At 63.4% G+C, this 19,816-nt stretch carries 15 protein-coding genes and 3 tRNA genes; 8 read left to right on the top strand and 10 right to left on the bottom strand.

Going from position 1 to position 19,816, the window contains the following annotated elements; translation table 11 throughout:
• Window positions 1–469: 469 nt before the first annotated feature.
• Window positions 470–1,984, top strand: coding sequence for a threonine ammonia-lyase, biosynthetic (gene ilvA / locus PSCI_RS27900; RefSeq protein ID WP_045495112.1), 1,515 nt, complete (start codon window positions 470–472; stop codon window positions 1,982–1,984).
• A 68-nt stretch (window positions 1,985–2,052) separates the two neighbouring features.
• Window positions 2,053–3,096: a DNA topoisomerase IB gene (locus tag PSCI_RS27905; protein ID WP_045493504.1), complete on the top strand. Its 1,044-nt coding sequence runs from the start codon at window positions 2,053–2,055 to the stop codon at window positions 3,094–3,096.
• Window positions 3,097–3,098: 2 nt separating this feature from the next.
• Here PSCI_RS27905 and PSCI_RS27910 read toward each other — a convergent pair whose 3' ends face one another.
• Window positions 3,099–3,980 (bottom strand): DUF2242 domain-containing protein, encoded by an 882-nt coding sequence (locus tag PSCI_RS27910; protein ID WP_045493507.1) that lies wholly within the window; start codon window positions 3,978–3,980, stop codon window positions 3,099–3,101.
• 299 nt (window positions 3,981–4,279) lie between these two features.
• Between PSCI_RS27910 and PSCI_RS27915 the strand changes: the two genes are divergently transcribed.
• Entirely contained in the window at window positions 4,280–5,002 is a 723-nt protein-coding gene (locus PSCI_RS27915; RefSeq protein ID WP_231906538.1) for an IclR family transcriptional regulator, read from the top strand.
• Between the two features lie 22 nt (window positions 5,003–5,024).
• Here PSCI_RS27915 and PSCI_RS27920 read toward each other — a convergent pair whose 3' ends face one another.
• Window positions 5,025–6,518 (bottom strand): class I adenylate-forming enzyme family protein, encoded by a 1,494-nt coding sequence (locus PSCI_RS27920; RefSeq protein ID WP_045493514.1) that lies wholly within the window; start codon window positions 6,516–6,518, stop codon window positions 5,025–5,027.
• Between the two features lie 2 nt (window positions 6,519–6,520).
• Window positions 6,521–7,543, bottom strand: coding sequence for an alcohol dehydrogenase catalytic domain-containing protein (locus PSCI_RS27925; RefSeq protein ID WP_045493517.1), 1,023 nt, complete (start codon window positions 7,541–7,543; stop codon window positions 6,521–6,523).
• A 146-nt stretch (window positions 7,544–7,689) separates the two neighbouring features.
• On the opposite strand from PSCI_RS27925, the gene PSCI_RS27930 reads away from it, so the two are divergent.
• From PSCI_RS27930 to PSCI_RS27950, 5 genes are all read left to right on the top strand, one after another.
• Window positions 7,690–8,391, top strand: a complete 702-nt coding sequence (locus PSCI_RS27930) for an enoyl-CoA hydratase/isomerase family protein (RefSeq protein ID WP_045493520.1) — start codon at window positions 7,690–7,692, stop codon at window positions 8,389–8,391.
• 96 nt (window positions 8,392–8,487) lie between these two features.
• A complete protein-coding gene (locus PSCI_RS27935) occupies window positions 8,488–11,010 on the top strand; it encodes a TonB-dependent receptor plug domain-containing protein (protein WP_045493523.1) in 2,523 nt (840 codons plus the stop codon).
• A gap of 4 nt (window positions 11,011–11,014) precedes the next feature.
• Window positions 11,015–12,367 carry an MFS transporter gene (locus PSCI_RS27940; protein ID WP_084710176.1) on the top strand — a complete coding sequence of 451 codons (1,353 nt, stop codon included), beginning with the start codon at window positions 11,015–11,017 and terminating at the stop codon, window positions 12,365–12,367.
• 11 nt (window positions 12,368–12,378) lie between these two features.
• The gene (locus PSCI_RS27945) at window positions 12,379–13,563 is read left to right on the top strand and encodes an acyl-CoA dehydrogenase family protein (protein WP_045493526.1); all 1,185 of its coding nucleotides are present in this window, start codon (window positions 12,379–12,381) and stop codon (window positions 13,561–13,563) included.
• Window positions 13,529–14,887 (top strand): amidohydrolase, encoded by a 1,359-nt coding sequence (locus PSCI_RS27950; protein WP_045493529.1) that lies wholly within the window; start codon window positions 13,529–13,531, stop codon window positions 14,885–14,887. Before PSCI_RS27945 ends, PSCI_RS27950 begins: the two co-directional genes overlap by 35 nt.
• A gap of 80 nt (window positions 14,888–14,967) precedes the next feature.
• Here PSCI_RS27950 and PSCI_RS27955 read toward each other — a convergent pair.
• The 7 genes from PSCI_RS27955 to PSCI_RS27985 form a co-directional block, all read right to left on the bottom strand.
• Window positions 14,968–15,044 (bottom strand) — tRNA-Asp (locus PSCI_RS27955).
• A 119-nt stretch (window positions 15,045–15,163) separates the two neighbouring features.
• Window positions 15,164–15,240: transfer RNA gene (locus PSCI_RS27960), tRNA-Asp, on the bottom strand.
• A 70-nt stretch (window positions 15,241–15,310) separates the two neighbouring features.
• Window positions 15,311–15,386: transfer RNA gene (locus PSCI_RS27965), tRNA-Val, on the bottom strand.
• Between the two features lie 220 nt (window positions 15,387–15,606).
• Entirely contained in the window at window positions 15,607–16,377 is a 771-nt protein-coding gene (locus PSCI_RS27970; protein ID WP_045495118.1) for an SDR family oxidoreductase, read from the bottom strand.
• A gap of 11 nt (window positions 16,378–16,388) precedes the next feature.
• On the bottom strand, window positions 16,389–17,600 hold the full coding sequence (locus tag PSCI_RS27975; RefSeq protein ID WP_045493534.1) for an O-succinylhomoserine sulfhydrylase: 1,212 nt from the start codon (window positions 17,598–17,600) through the stop codon (window positions 16,389–16,391).
• An 18-nt stretch (window positions 17,601–17,618) separates the two neighbouring features.
• On the bottom strand, window positions 17,619–19,127 hold the full coding sequence (gene purF / locus PSCI_RS27980; protein WP_045493535.1) for an amidophosphoribosyltransferase: 1,509 nt from the start codon (window positions 19,125–19,127) through the stop codon (window positions 17,619–17,621).
• Window positions 19,128–19,139: 12 nt separating this feature from the next.
• Window positions 19,140–19,727: a CvpA family protein gene (locus tag PSCI_RS27985; protein ID WP_045493536.1), complete on the bottom strand. Its 588-nt coding sequence runs from the start codon at window positions 19,725–19,727 to the stop codon at window positions 19,140–19,142.
• Window positions 19,728–19,816: the final 89 nt, after the last annotated feature.

The raw sequence follows: 19,816 nt of genomic DNA on the forward strand, positions 1-19,816 counted from the left end.
GCTGGTCCTCTTGGCAGGTGTTCAATGCGGCGTCAGACGTTGAGCGCAGCGTGCAGGTAATGACCCTTGTCCTGACAGTAAGGTTCGCATGTGACAGGAAAATGTCCGTATCTGGATGATACGAAGCGCCAGGCGGCTAAATTAATCCGGCGCGCGAACCAACTGATATCGCCCTTGACTTTTCCCGTACTGGCGCAATACCCTCAGTGCCATGAATACCTCCAAGCAGTTCTTCGGCCAGATTATTATTACCGTCATTCCAGTCATGGCGGGTTAGCCGACGTTTGCTTGAAAAACCCGCCCTGGAGGCGGGTTTTTTCTGTCTCCCGGGTCTTGAAAGCTTGAACCAGGAGTCAGACATGATCGCTATCGCCCGCCCAATCGTCGCTTGCCCATCCGTTATCGGCCAGTTGTCTGTGCCTCGTGCCCTGTACAAGGAAACGACGCGATGAGCTATGCCGAGTCCGATTTGCTCAACCACTACGTACGCAAGATCCTCACCTCCCGCGTCTACGACGTGGCCATCGAAACCCCGCTGCAGGGGGCTCGCCAGCTGTCTGAGCGGCTCGGCAACCAGATCCTGCTCAAGCGCGAAGACCTGCAGCCGGTTTTCTCCTTCAAGATTCGCGGCGCCTACAACAAGCTGGCGCAACTGAGCGCGGCAGAGACCGCCCGTGGCGTGGTCACCGCCTCAGCCGGCAACCATGCCCAGGGCCTGGCCCTGGCGGCGCGGGAGCTGGGCATCAAGGCGGTGATCGTGATGCCCAAGACCACCCCGGAAATCAAGGTCGAGGGCGTGCGCTCGCGCGGTGGCCAGGTGGTGCTGCATGGCGACTCGTTCCCGGAGGCGCTGGCCCATTCACTGCGGCTGGTCGAGGAACAGGGGCTGGTCTATGTCCACCCCTATGACGACCCCGACACCATCGCCGGGCAAGGCACCGTGGCCATGGAGATCCTGCGCCAGCACCCTGGCCAACTGGACGCAATCTTCGTCCCGGTCGGTGGCGGCGGGCTGATCGCCGGCATTGCCGCGTACGTGAAATACCTGCGCCCGGAAATCAAAATCATCGGCGTCGAACCGGACGACTCCAACTGCCTGCAAGCCGCCCTGGCTGCTGGCGAGCGGGTGGTGCTCAACCAGGTCGGGCTGTTTGCCGATGGCGTGGCGGTGGCGCAGATCGGTCAGCATACCTTTGAGGTCTGCCGGCACTACGTCGACGAAGTGATCACCGTCAGCAGCGACGAAATCTGCGCGGCGATCAAGGACATCTACGACGACACCCGCTCGATCACCGAACCTGCCGGTGCGCTGGGCGTGGCGGGCATCAAAAAGTACGTCGAGCAACGTGGCATCAGCGGCCAGACCCTGGTGGCCATCGACTCCGGGGCCAATATCAACTTCGACCGCCTGCGCCATGTCGCCGAGCGCGCCGAGCTGGGTGAAGGCCGCGAAGCCATCATTGCGGTGACCATCCCGGAGCGGCCCGGCAGCTTCAAGGCGTTCTGTGAAGCGATCGGCAAGCGCCAGATCACCGAATTCAACTACCGCTACCACACCGACCGCGAGGCGCACATTTTCGTTGGCGTGCAGACCCACCCGGAGCGCGACCCGCGCAGCGCGCTGATCGCCAGCCTGAGCGAACAAGGCTTTCCGGTGGTCGACCTGACCGACAACGAACTGGCCAAGCTGCACATCCGCCACATGGTCGGCGGGCACTCGGAACGGGTCAGCGACGAAGTGGTGCTGCGCTTCGAATTTCCCGAGCGGCCGGGCGCGCTGTTCAACTTTTTGAATAAACTGGGCGGACGCTGGACCATTTCGATGTTCCACTACCGCAACCATGGCGCAGCCGATGGCCGGGTAGTGGCGGGGCTGGTGGTGCCGGAAGATGAACACGACCTGGTCCAGGACACCCTGCAAGAGATTGGTTACCCCTATTGGGACGAGACCAATAACCCGGCGTATCGGCTGTTTCTTGGCTAAGTCAGATTTATCGCACCTAGAAACACAGTGATGGTCAATGAAGGTATCGCCCTGTGGACGCTACCTTCATGCCAGACGCCATCGCCGCCGACCAGCTCCCCCCTGACCTGCATTACGTCGACGACAGCGAGCCCGGCTTTAGCCGCAAGCTGCTGCGCGGCAAATTTGCCTATTTTGACCTGGACGGCCAACGGATCCGCGACAAGGCCGAGATCCAGCGCATCAACGCCCTGGCCATCCCGCCGGCCTATACCGATGTGTGGATCTGCGCCGACCCGCGCGGCCATCTGCAGGCCACCGGCCGCGATGCGCGCCAGCGCAAGCAGTACCGCTATCACCCGCGCTGGCGGGAAATCCGTGACCAGAACAAGTACGCGCGCATGATTGCCTTCGGCAGCGCCCTGCCCAAGGTGCGCAAGCAGCTTGAAGCGCAAATGAGCCAGCCCGGCATGGGCCGCGACAAGGTGATCGCCACCGTGGTCAGCCTGCTCGACGCGACGCTGATACGCATCGGCAACTCGCGCTACGCCCGTGACAACCGCTCGTTCGGCCTGACCACATTGCGCAACAAGCATGTGGACATCAAAGGCAGCGAAATCCTCTTCCAGTTTCGTGGCAAAAGCGGCGTGGAGCACCAGATCAGCATCAAGGACCGGCGCATGGCTAACATCATCAAGCGTTGCATGGAGTTGCCGGGCCAGAACCTGTTTCAGTATCTGGACGCCGACGGCCAGCGCCACGGCATCAGCTCATCGGACGTCAACGCCTACCTGCATACCCTGACTGGCGCCGACTTCACTGCCAAGGACTACCGCACCTGGGCCGGCAGCGTGTTGGCCCTGACGACCTTGCGCAAGCTGGATTGGGAACCGGAAAGCGACGCGAAGAAGCATATCGTCGAGATGGTCAAAAATGTCGCCCGCCAGTTGGGCAACACTCCGGCGGTCTGCCGCAAGTGCTATATCCACCCGGCGGTGCTCGAAGGCTTCGTGATCGGCGAACTGGCCAAACTGCCGCGCTCGCGCAAACGCCAGGGCTTGAGCGCCGAAGAGGTTGCCTTGGCAGCCTTTCTCCAGCAGTTGCATGCACAGAGCGCCGGGCAGCGCTCCTGAGGTTACTCGGCGGGCGGGCTCTGCTCTGCGGGAGCGGAATGCTGCTCAAGCAGCTCTTCCAGACTACTCGGCTCGCTGTCGAGGGGATGGGCACTGTCTGTCGGCGCGGCCGGCGACTCGACCTGCTCAACCTTGAATGAACCGGCTTCGACGGGCGCGGCGAGTGGCTGGCTTGTGTCAGCGGGCGCGGCTACTGGCGCTGCGGTTTCGGTGGCTGGCGCTGGCGGCTGCTCAGGGGCGGCCGCCGGAGCAGTTGCAGGAGCCGCAGCAGGGACCAGCGCAGCCGGTGCCGGCGCGGTCGCTTCAGGCACACCCATGTCAGGCTTGGGTTGCTCGACGATGTGCGCCGCCTGCTTGACTTCCGGCGGCAGGAAATTCTCTACCAGGCCGAAAAAGCGCTCGTAGAACTTGGTGGATGCGACGGTCTCACTGGCCACTTTGACCATCGAATCGTCGGTGGAACCGATCGGCATCGACACCGAGCCCAGCACACCGACGCCCAGGCTGGCCGACGTGTTGGTTTTCTTCAGCGCGTAGCGGTCCTGCAGGGCGTTGGCGAACATGCTCGACGTACCGGCATGGGCGTCATCGGCGCAGACCACGTTGAAGCTGATTTCGATATGGGTATCGCCAGTCTGCTGGAAGCTCTTGCGCCCGCTGATCATCTTCGGGTCGTTGCTGGTGATGATGTAGCCCTGGCTGAGCAGTGCCCGCCGCGCCGCCTCGCAGGACGCGGTATCGCTGGCCGGGTAGGTGCGCGAGAAGGTTCCGGCGTCATCGAAATGCTCATGATCGTAGATCGCCTGCTTGGGCGAGGAACAACCAGCAGCCATGAGCAGGGCAGACACCCAGCAGGCAGTACGAACATTCAGAACATTGAACATCGGAAATCCCGGAGATAAAGAACGGCAGGGCGATCAGGAAAATGGCGCTAAGTCTGCAACAACCCAGGCGCGGGATCAACGCAGACTTGGCAAGCATTTGGTTACATGAAGTCTTATTCACTGAAATCTGCCCGCCAGCCCCCCTGTTCATACTCAACGCTTCACCCAAGCGGCGATCACGGCTACCCTTGAGCGCCGCGAGCCGCACGTCAGACGATTCGGAAACCACTGCCACGATGGATACCCCCCCTATTAACCGCGCATCTGAAACCGGCAAGGAAACGACCGGTGGCGGCCGAGTGCAAGTCATTGACCGCTCGATCGTGCTGCTGCGCACGCTTTCCAGCCAGAAGAACGGCGCCAGCGCGCTGGATCTGGCGCGCCTTACCGGAATCGACCGGACCACCATTCACCGGCTGCTCAAGACCCTGACCTACTGGAGCCTGATCGAGTCGCACAACGGCACCTACCGGCTCGGCCCGGAGTGCCTGGTGTACTCCACCGCTTACCTGAACCGCCTGAATCTGCGCAAGATCGCCCTGCCCTACGCCATCGAACTGCAACGCGTCACCGCTGACCGCCAGGCCATCGTCTCGGTCTCGGTGCCGGTGGGCGACCAGGTGGTGTTGATCGAGCGCATGTGGACCCCCATCACGCCGTTGAACGTGATTGTCGATCTGGCCGACCACTTTCCACTGGAAGGTAGCCCGAGCGGCCGCGCCATCCTGGCCACCTACGATACGGCTCAAGCCATTGCCGTGCTGGGCGCCGAACGCCACGCCAGGGTGCTGCCAAACCTGGACACCATCCGTCAGCAACAGGACTTCGCCTTCGGCCACAACGAGTTCAAGCCCGGCCTGTCATCGGTGGCCTACCCGATCCGCGCTGGCGACGGCCCGGCAATCGGTGCGCTGGTGGTTGCCGGGCTGGAGATGGAAAGCGAAATCCATCCGCAGTCGCCGCTGGCCAGCCATGTGCGCCGCGCCTGTGACGGGATCGCGGCGCAACTGGGCGACCTGTAGCAGCCAGCCGCCCCGGCCGGGCTCACTGGCCCGGCCCTGCATCAAGTTCGGCCAGCAACCGGTTCTGCTGCACCTTGCCGTAGTGTGAGCGCGGCAGCTCATTGAGAAACCAGATGCGCCGCGGCACTTTGAAACGCGACAGCCGCGCGCGACAGTGCTCGATCAGTTGCTGGTCCGAGAGCGCGCCAGGCTCACTGAGTACCACGGCAGCACACACCTGCTCACCCCACTCCAGATCTGCCAGGCCAAACACATGGACATCGGTCACCTGGGCCAGCTCACGCAGGCTCTGCTCGACCTCGCTCGGCTGCACCGATTTACCGCCGCTACGGATGATGTCCTTGCAGCGACCTTGCACGCTTAGCAGGCCATCAGCGCGGATACTGCCCAGATCGCCACTGCGCAGCCAGCCGTCGGCCAGGGTGCGCTCGGTCAGCTCAGGCTGCTGCCAGTAGCCGGCCATCAGTTGCGGTCCGGCGATCAGAATCTCGCCCACCCCCTGTTCGTCCGGCTGGTCGATGCGCAGCGCCGCCGAGAACACCGGGCGTCCGACCAGCCCTTGAGCAGACTCACCCGCAGCACGGGTCGCGGCCATCTGCGCCACGTTCAAATAACAACTCCACGGTGCTTCGGTCATGCCATACAGCACGCTCAGCCGGCTGCCGAACAACTGGCATGCGCCCTCCAGAACCTCGCTGGCCAGCGCCGCCGCACCGATGTCCAGGGTTTTCAACGAGGGCAGATCAGCTGCCGCAGTGCCGGCTTCGCGCAGCAGGCGCAACAGCTGGGTCGGAACCAGCGAACTGAAAGCCGCCTGATGCTCACGCAACTGACCGATGAATGCTGGCGCCTCGAAGCGCCCGCCCAGCACCACCTGGCCGCCACTGAGCAGATGCCCCAGTACCGCGACCGCCGCGATTGGCCAGAGCGGGCGCACGTTGAGCAGCACATCACCCGGCACTGCACCACGGGCCATGACGATGTTCTGCAACACCGCACACAGGCTGGCATGCCGGTGCATCACGGCCTTGGGCAGGCCCGTCGTACCGCCGGTGTAGTTCAGCGAAGCCAGGGCTTGCGCCGGCTGGGCTGCACGGGCGGGCAACGGCAGCGCGGATGCCTCGGCAAAGCCCTCCAGGGCCAGACACGGCACACCTGCCTGGCGCAGTTGCCCGGCCAGCGCCTGATAGTGGCTGGAGAACAGCAGCAACTGCGCCCCCGCGTCACGCACCTGTGCCAGCAGTTCCTCACCCGACAACGCCGGGTCCAGCGGCACCCGCACCCGGCCTGTCGCCATGCAGCCATAGTCGGCCAGCAGGTAATTGATGCTGGCCTCGGCCAGCAGCGCCACCCGTGCACCGGCCTGCACATTCAAACGCTCCAGCGCCAGGCCGAAGGCCGTCAGTTGCCGGTCCAGATCCGCAAAGCTCAGGCTGCGGTGCACTGCCGGCTCATACAGAGCAATACGTTCAGGCCACTTGTGCGCGGCCTGACTCAACAGGGTGCTGATATCCATGCTTACCACCCGCTCAGGACGATGCGCCCATTGACCTGCCGCGACTCCAGCAGTGCATGAGCCTGGGCCACCTCAGGAAACGGCAACACCCGGTCGATCAGCGGCCTGACCTGGCCGGCGGCGATCAACGCCAGCGCGGTGCGCAGCTCTTCAAGCGTCGCGCTACCCGACCCCTGCAGTTTCAAGCGTCGGCCAATCAGCAATCCGGGATTGACCGCTACCGCCCCGGGGCTGACGTTACCCAGTACCACCACCCGCCCCCCCAGGCTCATGCTGCGCAGGGTGTCCTCCAGCATATGCCCAAGGTTTTCAATGGCCACGTCCACGCCACGCTTGCCGGTCAGTCGCCAGACCTCGGCGCTGTAGCTGCCGTTGCTGACAATCACCTCATGGGCGCCCAGCGCCTCAAGAAACTCGCGCTTTTCAGCGCTGCCAGTCACGGCGATGACCCGCGCGCCCAAGGCTCGGGCCAACTGAATCTGATGCGCGCCCAGGCCGCCGCTGGCGCCGTTGATCAGCACCGTTTCACCCGGTTTGAGCGCAGCCTCGCCATGCAGGGCGCGCACGCTGGTGGCGATCGGGCACGAAGCCAGCGCCGCCTGCACATAGTCGAGCCCCTCGGGCAATGGGACGGCAGAAATGGCCGGCACCCGCAGGTACTCGGCATAGGCGCCCTCGGTATCCACCGACGGCAGGCCCAGTGCCCGGCACAAGTCCTGGCGACCGCGCAGGCACTGCCGGCACTGGCCGCAGAACCGCCGCTGGTAGATCACCACCCGTGCCCCGACGGCCAGATTCAGCACATCGTCACCGACCTGCACCACTTCCCCGGCCACCTCATGGCCTAACACCACACCGGTGTGTGCGCCGGGCAGCTGCCCGGCACGGTGCAGCAGATCGTGGTGGCAGACACCGGCGGCGTGCACCCTGACCAGCACTTCGCCGCGCCCCGGCTGCGGGGTGGGCACCTCTTCGACCTGCAACTGCTCGGGCCCGCCGAAGCCTTTCAGAACTATCGCTTTCATCTTTTATAACCGTTGGTAACCACTTAAGAATATGTTCATATAACAAACATGTTGTTTGCATTGTGCACATCAATTAAGTTTTCCCCACTTTGACGCCGACCTCAAGAGGCAATGCGTCTTTCTTTCACAATCAGCGAAATCACGTGATGACAGTCGAGTATCAGAAGCAGGGCGACGGCGTTCTGCTGGTCACCCTCAACCGCCCGGAGCGTCTCAACGCGCTGGACAGCCAGACCAAGGCCGCACTGGGTCAGGTGTGGCAACGCGCCCAGGACGACACCGACGTACGCGCCATCGTGCTGCGCGGTGCCGGCGAGCGGGCGTTTTGCGCCGGTTCCGACCTCAAGGAAATTCACAGCACCGGCCAGACCGCCAGCAGCGACGTGCTGGCCAACGCTCTGCCTGGGGTGGGCGTCAACCTGCGCAAGCCAGTGATCGCCGCTTTGCACGGCCATACCCTGGGGCTGGGCATCAGCCTGGCGATTCACTGCGATTTGCGTATCGCCCGTACCGACACGCAATTCAGTTTCCCGGAAGTGCGCCACGGCATGCTGTCGGGCTTCAGCGCCATCACCCTGCCGAGCCTGATCGGGGAAGCCGCGGCACTGGACATCATGCTCAGCGCCCGGACCTTCGATGCCGATCAGGCGCTGGCCCTGGGGCTGGTCAATGAGGTGGTCGACGACCCGCACAGCCGCGCCCTGGAACTGGCCGCGCAACTGGCCGCCCATGACCCGCGCGCGGTCGAGTGGAGCAAAACCTTGCTATTGGCCGAACGCAGAGAACGGCTGCAACGGCATCTGGCGCTGGTCGATCAGGCCAGGATCGACGTCATGCGTGACCGATAACCATAACCATAACTGCCCACCCTTTTCCGCCACGCCCGTACTGCCAGGCACACCCACCACCAGCGATGGAAGCGGCGTTTCACTTGGAGCTTCACTATGTCTCGCCCTTGCATTGCTTATCGCCCAAGGCTCAGTCTGCTGACCCTGGGTATCCTCGGCCTGTGCGCCACACCGCAGGCGTTCGCTGCGCAGCCGACCCACACCGCTGACAACCAGGACACCGCCTTGCAGACGGTGGTGGTCACCGGCGCCCGCGACGCCGGCCGCACCGTGGCTGAAAGCCTGGCGCCGATTGATGTGATCAGCGGCGAGGCCCTGGCCCGCTCCGGCAAACAGAACCTGCGCGAGGCCCTGGCCGCCAGCGTGCCGTCCTACACCAACGCCGCAGGCTTTACCGGCGGCACCGGCCTGGCGGTGAAATCCGCGACCTTGCGCGGCCTGGGCGGCAACCACGTACTGGTGCTGGTCAACGGCAAGCGCCGGCATAACACCTCGTTGATTTTCGTCCAGACCGCCGCGACCTCCAGCGGCCAGTCGCCTGCCGACCTGGACCTGATCCCGGTCAGCGCCGTGGACCATGTCGAGGTACTGCGCGACGGTGCCGCCGCCCAGTACGGCTCCGACGCCATCGCCGGGGTGATCAATATCATCCTCAAGCAGAACGATCAGGGCGGCAGCGCCAGTGCCCTGTATGGTCAGTATCGGGAACGGGTCGGCGGCAAGGGCAACTTCGGCGCCCGCGGCCAGGCCCAGATCAACCAGGGCTTTGCCCTGCCCAATGACGGTTTCTTCAGCCTCAGCGCCGACGTCGGCATCCAGGAAAGCTCTAACGTCGCCGGGGCCGTACCGGATTCCACGCGCATCTACTTTGCCCAGAACGGCCAGCCCGACCCGCGTGAAACCGGCGAAAGCCGCTACCGCCAGCAGCTTGGCCAGCCGCGCTCGCAGACTTACAACCTCGGTTACAACGCCGAACTGCCGCTCAACGACGACGTCACCGTCTATTCGTTCTCCACGGTCAGCCATCGCAACTCCACCAGCTGGGGCACCTACCGCACCGCCAACTCGCCGCAAAATATTGTCTCGGTGTACCCGGACGGTTTTGCGCCGCGCTTTGTGGTCGAAGAGGACGACTTCCAAAGCGTGATCGGTGTACGCCACGACGACCTGCTGGGCTGGAAATGGGACCTGTCCAGCAGCTATGGCCGCAACGACGCTAATATCCGCAACGAACGCTCGCTGAACCCGTCGCTCGGCCCGGACAGCCCCCGCGACATGGACGGCGGCCATCTGATCGCCAGCCAGTGGACCAATAACCTGGACCTGACCCGCGGCTTCGACACCGGCTTGTTCAGCAGCCCGCTGAACGTCGCCGCCGGCCTTGAGTTTCGCCGTGACGGCTTCCAGATTGAGGATGGCGAGTTCGCCTCTTATGGTGACGGCGGCTATATTTTCCCGGCCGGTCACCCGCTGGCCGGCCAGCGCCCCAACCCCGGCGCGCCGGGCCTGGCCGGTTTCACCCCGCAGGACGCGCACAATTACTCGCGCACCAACACCGCCGCCTATGTCGACCTCAGCCAGCGCCTGACCGACAAGTGGGATGTCAGCCTGGCCGGGCGTTTCGAGCACTACAGTGACTTTGGCGACACCACCAGCGGCAAGTTCTCGACCCGCTATGCCTTTACCCCGGCCTTCGCGGTACGCGGCACCATCAGCAACGGCTTCCGCGCCCCGTCGCTGCAACAACAGAACTACTCTTCGTCGCTGACCGCCTGGCGCGCCAACAGCTTCACCGGCCAACTGGAGCAGAACACCACCCGCTACGTGACCGTCGATGATGCCGCCGGCCGCGCACTGGGCGCCAAACAGCTGGACCCGGAACGCTCGCTGAACTACAGCCTGGGCTTTGTCGCCACGCCCACCGACAACCTCAGCGTGACGGTCGACCTGTACCAGATCGACATCAAGGACCGCATCCTGCAGACCAGTAACCTGCAAGGCACAGCGGTGTCCAACCTGCTGGCCGGCCAAGGGCTGAACCCCAACCAGATCGTCTCCTACTTCGGCAACCTGGCCGACACCCGCACCCGTGGCATCGACCTGGTGGCCGACTATCGCTATGACTTCGGCCAGTACGGCAAGACCCAGTGGACCCTGCTGAGTAACCAGAGCCTGCAGACCATCGAGAAACTCAAGGAGCCTGCCGCACTGGCCGGCACCAGGGTCAGCGCAGTGGGCCGCGACCGGCAGGGCAACCTGACCACCGCCTACCCCAAGAACGTCACCTCGCTAAACCTCAACTGGCAGTTGGGCGACTTCGATGTGAACCTCAAGGGCACCCGCTATTCGCAAGTGGTGGGGCGCAATCAGATCTCCGAAAGCCGTGACGAGAAGATCCGCCCGGCGTTCATCACCGACCTGAGCCTGGGTTACTACCTGACCGACGCGGTGAAACTGACCGTCGGCGGCGAGAACATCTTCGACCGCCGGCCGCAGCAGCTCAATGCCGAAGCCAAGCGCTTCTATTTCTTCCCCACCGACAACCCGACCTACAGCTGGTATTCGCCCTATGGCCTGGAAGGCGCGTACTACTTCGCCAAAGTCGACGTGAGCTGGTGACCCCATGAGTCTTTCAAACAGCACGCCAGCCCCCGAGGGGCTGGTCGAACATACCCCCTCACAGGGCTTCGATCAGGCGCTGTACCGCAAGCTGGCCTGGCGGATCATGCCGTTTCTGTTTCTGTGCTTCGTGCTCAACTGGCTCGACCGGGTGAACATCAGCTTCGCCCATTTGCAGTTCAAGACTGATCTGAACATCAGCGACGCGACCTTCGGGATCATCGTCGGGGTGTTCTCCATCGGCTACCTGCTGTTCGAAATCCCCAGCAACCTGCTGCTGGAAAAGATCGGCGCAAAGAAGACCATGATGCGCATCATGGTGCTCTGGGGCCTGGTGACCATCGCCACCGCCTTTGCCCAGACGCCGATGCAGTTCTATGTGTTGCGCATCCTGCTGGGCGCCGCCGAGGCCGGCTTTTTTCCCGGCGTGATCCTGTACCTGACCTACTGGTTCCCGGCCAGCTACCGCGGGCGTATCACCTCACGGTTCATCATGGCCATCGCGGTCTGCGGGATCATCGGCGGCCCGCTGTCGACCTGGATCATGAGCCACTTTGCCGGCCTGGGCGGGTTCACCGGCTGGCAATGGCTGTTTGTGGTCACCGGCATCCCGCCGGTACTGGCCGGGCTGTTCGCCTGGTACTGGCTGGATGACAAACCGGCCAACGCCAAGTGGCTGAGCGACGATGAGAAACGCCGCATCGCGCATGCCCTCGACGAAGAACGCCGCAACCGCAAGCCGGGCGGGCATCAGCGTTTCGTCGAAGCGCTGAAAGACCGCAAGGTGTGGTTCATCACCCTGGCCTACTGCCTGACCATCATGTGCACCGGCAACGTGACCAATATCTGGGCGCCGTCGATCATCCGCGAATCGGGGGTCGCCAACCTCAGCCAGTTGGGGCTGTTTTCGGCGCTGCCCTATGTGGTCGGGGTGGTGGTCATGCTGCTGGCCTGCCGGCATTCGGACCTGCGCCAGGAACGCCGCTGGCATTTCGCCCTGGGCGGCCTGACCGCGGCCACGGCAATGCTGATCCTGCCAAACTTTCTGGTCAGCCCCTGGGCCGCCATCGCGATCCTGACCCTGATGACCAGCGGCTACCTGGTGGCCACGGCAGTGTTCTGGACCATTCCCACCTATTACCTCTCCGACCAGGCCAAGGCGGCCGGGCTGGCGATGGTCAATTGCTGTGGGCAGGTCAGCAGCCTGCTGACGCCGATCATGATCGGCTCGATCAAGACCAGTACCGGCAGCATCTCGCTTGCGCTGTATATCGTCGCCGGCCTGGTGACCTGCGGCGCGTTGATTCTTTTGTTCGGTGTCCCGCGCCAAGCGCTGCGTGATGCTTCTGAAACCTGATGGATAGCTCAATGACTGATTACGTTGCACTGGCCCACCAACTGGCCGCGCAGATCCAGCCCGGCGCCGCCGAGCGCGACGCCAAGCGCACCCTGCCCTACGCCCAGCTTGACCTGATCCGCGAGTCCGGCCTGGGCGCGGCACGGGTGCCCAAGGCGCTGGGCGGTGGCGATATTGACCAGTTGCAGGTGGCGCAGATCTTCATGGCCCTGGCCAAGGCCGACCCCAGCGTGGCCCAGGCACTGTTCCCGCATTTCGCCACGGTCGAGCACCTGCGGCTGATCGCCAATGAGCGCCAGCAGCGCGAATACCTCGGTGCCTTTGTCGACCGCAAGCTGTCGTCCGGAGCCATCGCCGAACGCAGCGGCACCTTTCGCGGCGAAATCCACACCCGGCTGCAACGCCAGGGCGAGCAACTGCTGCTCAACGGCAGCAAGTTCTACAGCACCGGTTGCCTGTTCGCCGACCTGCTGAAAATCCAGGCCGTGGATGAAGCCGGCCAGGCCGTGTATGTGATGCTGCCCGCCGACACCCCCGGCATCAGCCTGCTAGACGACTGGGACGGCATGGGCCAGCGCACCACCGCCAGCGGCAGCACCCTGCTGGAGAACGTGCCGGTGCACCCCGATCAGGTCATCGCGCTGGCGCAGTGGTATCAGCGGCGCAACTACATCGGCGCCAGCGCCCAGCTCATCCACTGCGCGCTGGACGTCGGGATTGGCCTGGCGGCGCTGGACGATGCCATCGCCTGGGCACGCAGCGGCGTGCGCCCGGTGCGCGAAAGCGGCGTCGACAAGGCCAGCAACGATCCGTACATCCTGCACACCATTGGCGAGCTGTCGGCCACCATCCATGGCGCCCAGGCGCTGGTGGAAAAAGCCGCCGGTGCGGTACAGACCGCCGCCGTCACCCAGTTGCAAGGCCTGGCCGAAGGCGCAGAGCTTGACGCCATTCTGGCGCGCTCCTCGATTGCCGTGGCCGAAGCCAAGATCGCGTCGACCCGCGCCGCCCTGCATGTCTGCGAGCGGCTGTATGAGGTAGGCGGCGCCGCAACCACTCAGAGCCGCTACAACTTCGACCGTCACTGGCGCAACGCCCGCACCCACACCACCCACGATTCAGTGGCCTATAAGTACAAGGCCATCGGAGACTACCTGCTCAATGGCAACTATCCCCCCATCGCGTTCACCTATTAAACCGCTGCTGGCGCTGAGCCTGCTCTGGCTGGCCATCGGCACTCAAGCCAGCGCTGGCAGCGGCGACCCCTGGGCTGATCTGCCGGCCCAGGTCGACACGTTGCTGCCCGGCGTGATCGAACTGCGCCATGCCATTCACCGCCACCCCGAGCTGGGCAATCGCGAGTTCAAGACTGCCGAACGCATCGCCCGGCGCCTGCGCGAGCTGGGCTTCGAGGTGCAGACCGGGGTTGCCCATACCGGTGTGGTCGGCGTGCTCAAAGGCGGCCAGCCCGGACCGGTGGTGGCCATCCGCGCCGAGCTCGATGCCCTGCCGCTCACCGAACAGACCGGTTTGGCCTATGCCTCGACGCTGCGCGCCAAGGACGAAGGCAATGACCTGCGCAGCCGTGGCAAGGACGTCGGGGTGATGCATGCCTGCGGTCACGACGCGCATATGGCCATGGCGATCGGCGTGGCCGAAGTGCTGGCCGCACACCGCGACGCGCTGCCCGGCACCCTGAAGCTGATTTTCCAGCCCGCCGAAGAGGGCCCGCCACTTGGCGAGCAAGGCGGCGCCGCGCTGATGATCAAACAGGGCGTACTGCAGGCGCCGGCACCGGAGGTGATTTTCGGCATTCACGTCACCGCCGGCACTGCCGGCACCTTTACCCTGAGCAAGGCACGCACCACCGCCTCGGCCGACACCTTCGTGGCCCGCATCACCGGGCGCCAGACTCACGCGGCCTTTCCCTGGACCGGGATCGACCCGGTGCCGGTGGCGGCGCAGATCATCCTCGCCTGGCAGACCATTCCCAGTCGGCAGTCGAACCTGAGCGTGCTTCCAGCACCGGTGATTTCGGTGGGCCGCCTGGAGGGCGGCGACCGCCATAACATCATCCCGGCCGAGATACGTCTGGAAGGCTCGATACGCACGATCAGCGATGAGCAACGCGAAGATGTGCTCAAGCGCATGAGCAATACCGCGCAGAGCATTGCCCAGGCATCCGGCGCTACGGCAACGGTGGAGTATCTGCCTGGTGGCTACCGGTCAGGCTATAACGACACGGCACTGGCTGAACGCATGTTGCCGGTCCTGCAACAGGTGTCCGGCACGCCGGTGAAGATCGACAACGGCACCTATGGCGCCGATGACTTTGCCGAGTATGCGCGGCAGATTCCGGGGCTGTTCATGCGCATGGGGGTCACTCCGCCGGCACTGCAGGACAAACCGGTGTGGCCGACTCATTCGCCGGGCTTTCAGGTCGACGATCCGAGCCTTGCCACCGGCATTAAGGCGCTGAGCCTGATGACCCTGCGTTACATGAGGGGCGAAGGACAGTAAAAATCGCAGACAACAAAAAAGCGACCCTAAGGTCGCTTTCATGTTTGTTCCAGAGAGTTCAAGGGCTCTGGAACCGGATATGGCGCAGCGGACGGGACTCGAACCCGCGACCCCCGGCGTGACAGGCCGGTATTCTAACCGACTGAACTACCGCTGCGTATCGCTTGTAACTCTTGCTTCAACCTGAAACAAACTTTCGGTAGTTTGAATCACGGCATGATTGAACTGCCAGTTGGCGTTTCAATCGCAGACCCGGCGAACCCGATCTGGATAAAGTGGCGCAGCGGACGGGACTCGAACCCGCGACCCCCGGCGTGACAGGCCGGTATTCTAACCGACTGAACTACCGCTGCGCATGCAGGACTTTCATCCTGGTTTTTACAACCTTGAAAGTTCTCGTGAATCAACTTTCAAACTCAACGATGGTGGGTGATGACGGGATCGAACCGCCGACCCTCTGCTTGTAAGGCAGATGCTCTCCCGGCTGAGCTAATCACCCTTTGCTTCGCTGAGGCCGCGAACTTTACGCACCCCCCTCATGCAAGTCAACACCTGGAGTGAAATATTTTTCAAATCAGGGAGATACGGTTGAATCCGGGGACCGTCTTGAGCCGGGAAGCCCTTTAAAAAGATCCCGCCGCTGGGTTGGAGGACCCCGGTTCCCATGCCACTCAAATAAAAAAACCGGCATGGCGCCGGTTCAGGTATTTGCTTGAGTACTACGCTTGTTCGGCGTAGATCATCTTGCGGCTCATGCCACCATCGATGACGAACTCCTGGCCGGTCACGAAGCCTGAGTTGCGTGACAACAGCCAGCTCACCATCGCGGCTACGTCTTCCACGGTCCCGACCCTGCCCACCGGGTGCTGAGCGTGGTCAAGGTCAGACAGCGGTTCGGCGCGGCGTGCCGACGGGTCGCGGGCGTCGATCCAGCCGGGGCTGACCGCGTTGACCCGGATCTGTGGGCCGAGGCTGACCGCCAGTGCATGGGTCAAGGCCAGCAGGCCGCCCTTGCTGGCCGCATAGGCTTCGGTGTCGGCTTCAGACTGATGGGCACGGGTGGAGGTCAGGTTGACGATCGCGCCACCGTGCGCACGCAGGTACGGCGCACAGTGCTTGGCCAGCAGCATGGGGCCGGTCAGGTTGACCCCCAGCGCGCGGTTCCAGCGCTCCAGGCTGAGGCTTTCCAGAGTACCGTTATGGGGCTCGGAAATTGCCGCGTTGCACACCAGAGCGTCCAGCCGGCCAAACTGGCGCAGCACCTTGGCCACACCACCGACCACGTGTTCTTCGCTGGACACGTCCATGACCACGAACATCGCGTTATCGCCCAGGCTTTCAGCCACCTTGCTGCCACGAATGCGGTCCAGGTCGGCCAGCACCACCTGCCAGCCCTCGCTGATCAGCCAGGCGGCAATGCCCAGGCCGATGCCGCGTGCAGCGCCGGTCACCAGAGCCACCCGGCCGTTAGTCGGCCCGGCAGCCTGCATGGCCCACTCGCTCACAGCGCTGCCAGGCCGCGAGCCAGATCGTTCTGCAGGTCGACAACGTCTTCCAGGCCGACTGCGACACGAATCAGGCTGTCGCTGATACCCGCCGAGGCACGCTCCTGCGGGGTCAGACGCCCATGCGAAGTCGTGCCTGGATGAGTAATGGTGGTTTTGGCATCACCCAGGTTGGCGGTGATCGACACCAGACGCGTGGCATCGATAAAACGCCATGCACCCTCTTTGCCACCCTTGACCTCAAAACTCACCACTGCGCCGTAGCCTTTCTGCTGGCGCTGGGCCAGTTCGTGCTGCGGATGGCTCTTGAGGCCGGCATAGTGAACCTTCTCGATACCGTCCTGCTGTTCCAGCCACTCGGCCAGCGCCTGGGCGTTGGCACAGTGGGCGCGCATGCGCAGGTTCAAGGTTTCGAGGCCCTTGAGAAAGATCCAGGCGTTGAACGGGCTGAGGGTCGGGCCGGCGGTGCGCAGGAAGCCCACCACTTCTTTCATCTGCTCGCTGCGTCCGGCAACCACACCGCCCATGCAACGACCCTGGCCGTCGATGAACTTGGTGGCCGAGTGCACCACCACATCGGCACCCAGCTTCAGCGGTTGCTGCAAGGCCGGTGTACAGAAGCAGTTATCGACCACCAGCAAGGCACCCTTGGCATGGGCGATTTCTGCCAGCGCGGCGATATCGACCAGTTCAGCCAGCGGGTTGGATGGCGACTCGACAAACAGCAGCCTGGTGTTCGGCTTGATCGCCGCATCCCAGCCAGCCAGTTCAGCCAGCGGCACGTAGTCGACCTCGACACCGAAACGCTTGAAGTACTTCTCGAACAGGCTGATGGTCGAGCCGAAGACGCTGCGCGACACCAGCACGTGATCGCCGGCGCTGCACAGGCTCATCACCACCGACAGGATTGCCGCCATGCCGGTGGCGGTGGCCACTGCCTGTTCGGCGCCTTCAAGAGCAGCAATACGCTCTTCGAAGGCACGCACAGTCGGATTGGTGTAGCGCGAATAGACGTTGCCCGGCACCTCACCCGCGAACCGGGCGGCGGCATCAGCCGCCGTACGGAACACGTAACTGGAGGTGAAGAACATCGGGTCGCCATGCTCGCTCTCAGGGGTGCGGTGTTGACCCGCACGCACGGCCAGGGTGTCGAACCCTACGCCTTCAAGATCGCTGTCCAGCCGGCCTGCATCCCATTGCTCTGCCATGCCCGTTTTCCTTGTCAATCAGTTGTTGTACAGATCGATGATCGCGCTGACGGCCTGGCTCTTGACCTTGGCCGCGTCATTGCGGGCGTCTTCGATCCGGTTCAGGTAGTGCTCATCGATATCACCGGTGACGTACTGGCCGTCGAACACCGAGCAGTCGAAGTTATCGATCTTGATCTTCTTGCTGCCACTGACCGCTTCAATCAGGTCACTGAGGTCCTGATAGACCAGCCAGTCGGCGCCGATCAGATCAGCCACTTCCTGGGTGGTACGGTTATGGGCGATCAGTTCGTGAGCACTCGGCATGTCGATGCCGTAGACGTTCGGGTAACGCACGGCCGGTGCGGCCGAGCAGAAATACACATTCTTGGCGCCGGCTTCACGCGCCATCTGGATGATCTGCTTGCAGGTGGTCCCGCGCACGATGGAGTCATCGACCAGCATCACGTTCTTGCCGCGAAATTCCAGCTCGATGGCGTTGAGCTTCTGACGCACCGACTTCTTGCGCGCCGCCTGGCCCGGCATGATGAAGGTCCGGCCAATGTAGCGGTTCTTGACGAAGCCTTCGCGGAACTTGACGCCCAGGTGGTTGGCCAGCTCCAGCGCCGCGGTGCGGCTGGTGTCCGGAATCGGGATGACCACGTCGATGTCGTGGTCGGGACGCTCGCGACGGATTTTTTCCGCCAGGCGCTCGCCCATGCGCAGCCGCGCCTTGTACACCGAGATACCGTCAATGATCGAGTCAGGACGCGCCAGGTAGACGTGCTCGAAGATGCACGGCGCGTAACGCGGGTTCGGCGCGCACTGGCGAGTGAACAGCTTGCCGTCGTCGGTGATGTACACCGCTTCGCCCGGTGCCAGGTCACGGATCAGGGTGAAGCCCAGCACGTCGAGGGCGACGCTTTCGGAGGCGATCATGTACTCGACGCCTTCGTCGGTGTGACGCTGGCCGAACACGATCGGGCGGATGGCGTCCGGGTCACGGAAGCCGACGATGCCGTAGCCGGTGACCATCGCCACCACGGCATACCCACCGCGGCAACGTTTGTGCACGTCAGCCACGGCGGCGAAGATGTCCTCTTCGGTCGGCTGCAATTTGCCGCGTACCGCCAGTTCATGGGCGAACACGTTGAGCAGCACTTCCGAATCGGAATTGGTGTTCACATGACGCAGATCGGACTCGTAGATTTCCTTGGCCAACTGCTCGACGTTGGTCAGGTTGCCGTTATGCGCCAGGGTGATGCCATACGGCGAGTTGACATAAAACGGCTGGGCTTCGGCCGACGTCGAACTGCCGGCTGTTGGATAGCGCACATGGCCGATGCCCATGTGCCCAACCAGACGCTGCATATGACGCTGCTGGAACACATCGCGCACCAGACCGTTGTCTTTGCGCAGGAACAACCGGCCATCATGGCTGGTCACGATACCGGCAGCATCCTGGCCGCGGTGCTGGAGGACGGTGAGCGCGTCATACAGCGCCTGATTGACATTCGACTTACCGACGATTCCGACGATGCCACACATGCGACACAACCCCTACTTAGTGGAACTGGATTTACCGAGCACATCCTGGGCCATTTCCGGCGACAGGATCTGCTCCTTGAACGGCAATTCGGCAGGAATGCCGATGCCGCTGGTTGACCACTGACCGGACATCCCGACAATCAGGTTTTTCGACCAGTCAGCGACCATGAGAAACTGCGGCACCAGGCGTGATTCCTGCCACCACTGATCCTGTTGCACCGGGCCCAGGCTCAGCAGCCCGACCGCGACAACGATCAGCAGGGCGCCACGCGCGGCACCAAATACCATACCGAGGAACCGATCGGTCCCGGACAACCCGGTGACGCGAATAAGCTCGCCGATGAGAAAATTGACCATCGCCCCGACAATCAGGGTGGCGACGAACAGAATGATGCAACTGGCGATCACCCGCATCGAAGGCGTGGCGATGTAGTCGGCCAGATAATGGGACAGCCCGGCACCGAACATCCAGGCGACTGCGCCTGCGATGATCCAGATCAGCAGCGACAAAGCTTCCTTGACGAAGCCGCGCTTGATGCTGATCAAAGCGGAGATGGCGATGATCACGAGAATCGCCCAGTCAACCGGAGTAAGTGCCACGTTGCAGCCTGCAGACGGATAAGGCGGCGCATTTTAACAGAGCGGCCGCCGGTCGGTAAGCGGCGATTATCGGTGAGCTGAATTTTCTC

This window comes from Pseudomonas sp. StFLB209 (assembly GCF_000829415.1).
Taxonomy (GTDB): Bacteria; Pseudomonadota; Gammaproteobacteria; order Pseudomonadales; family Pseudomonadaceae; genus Aquipseudomonas.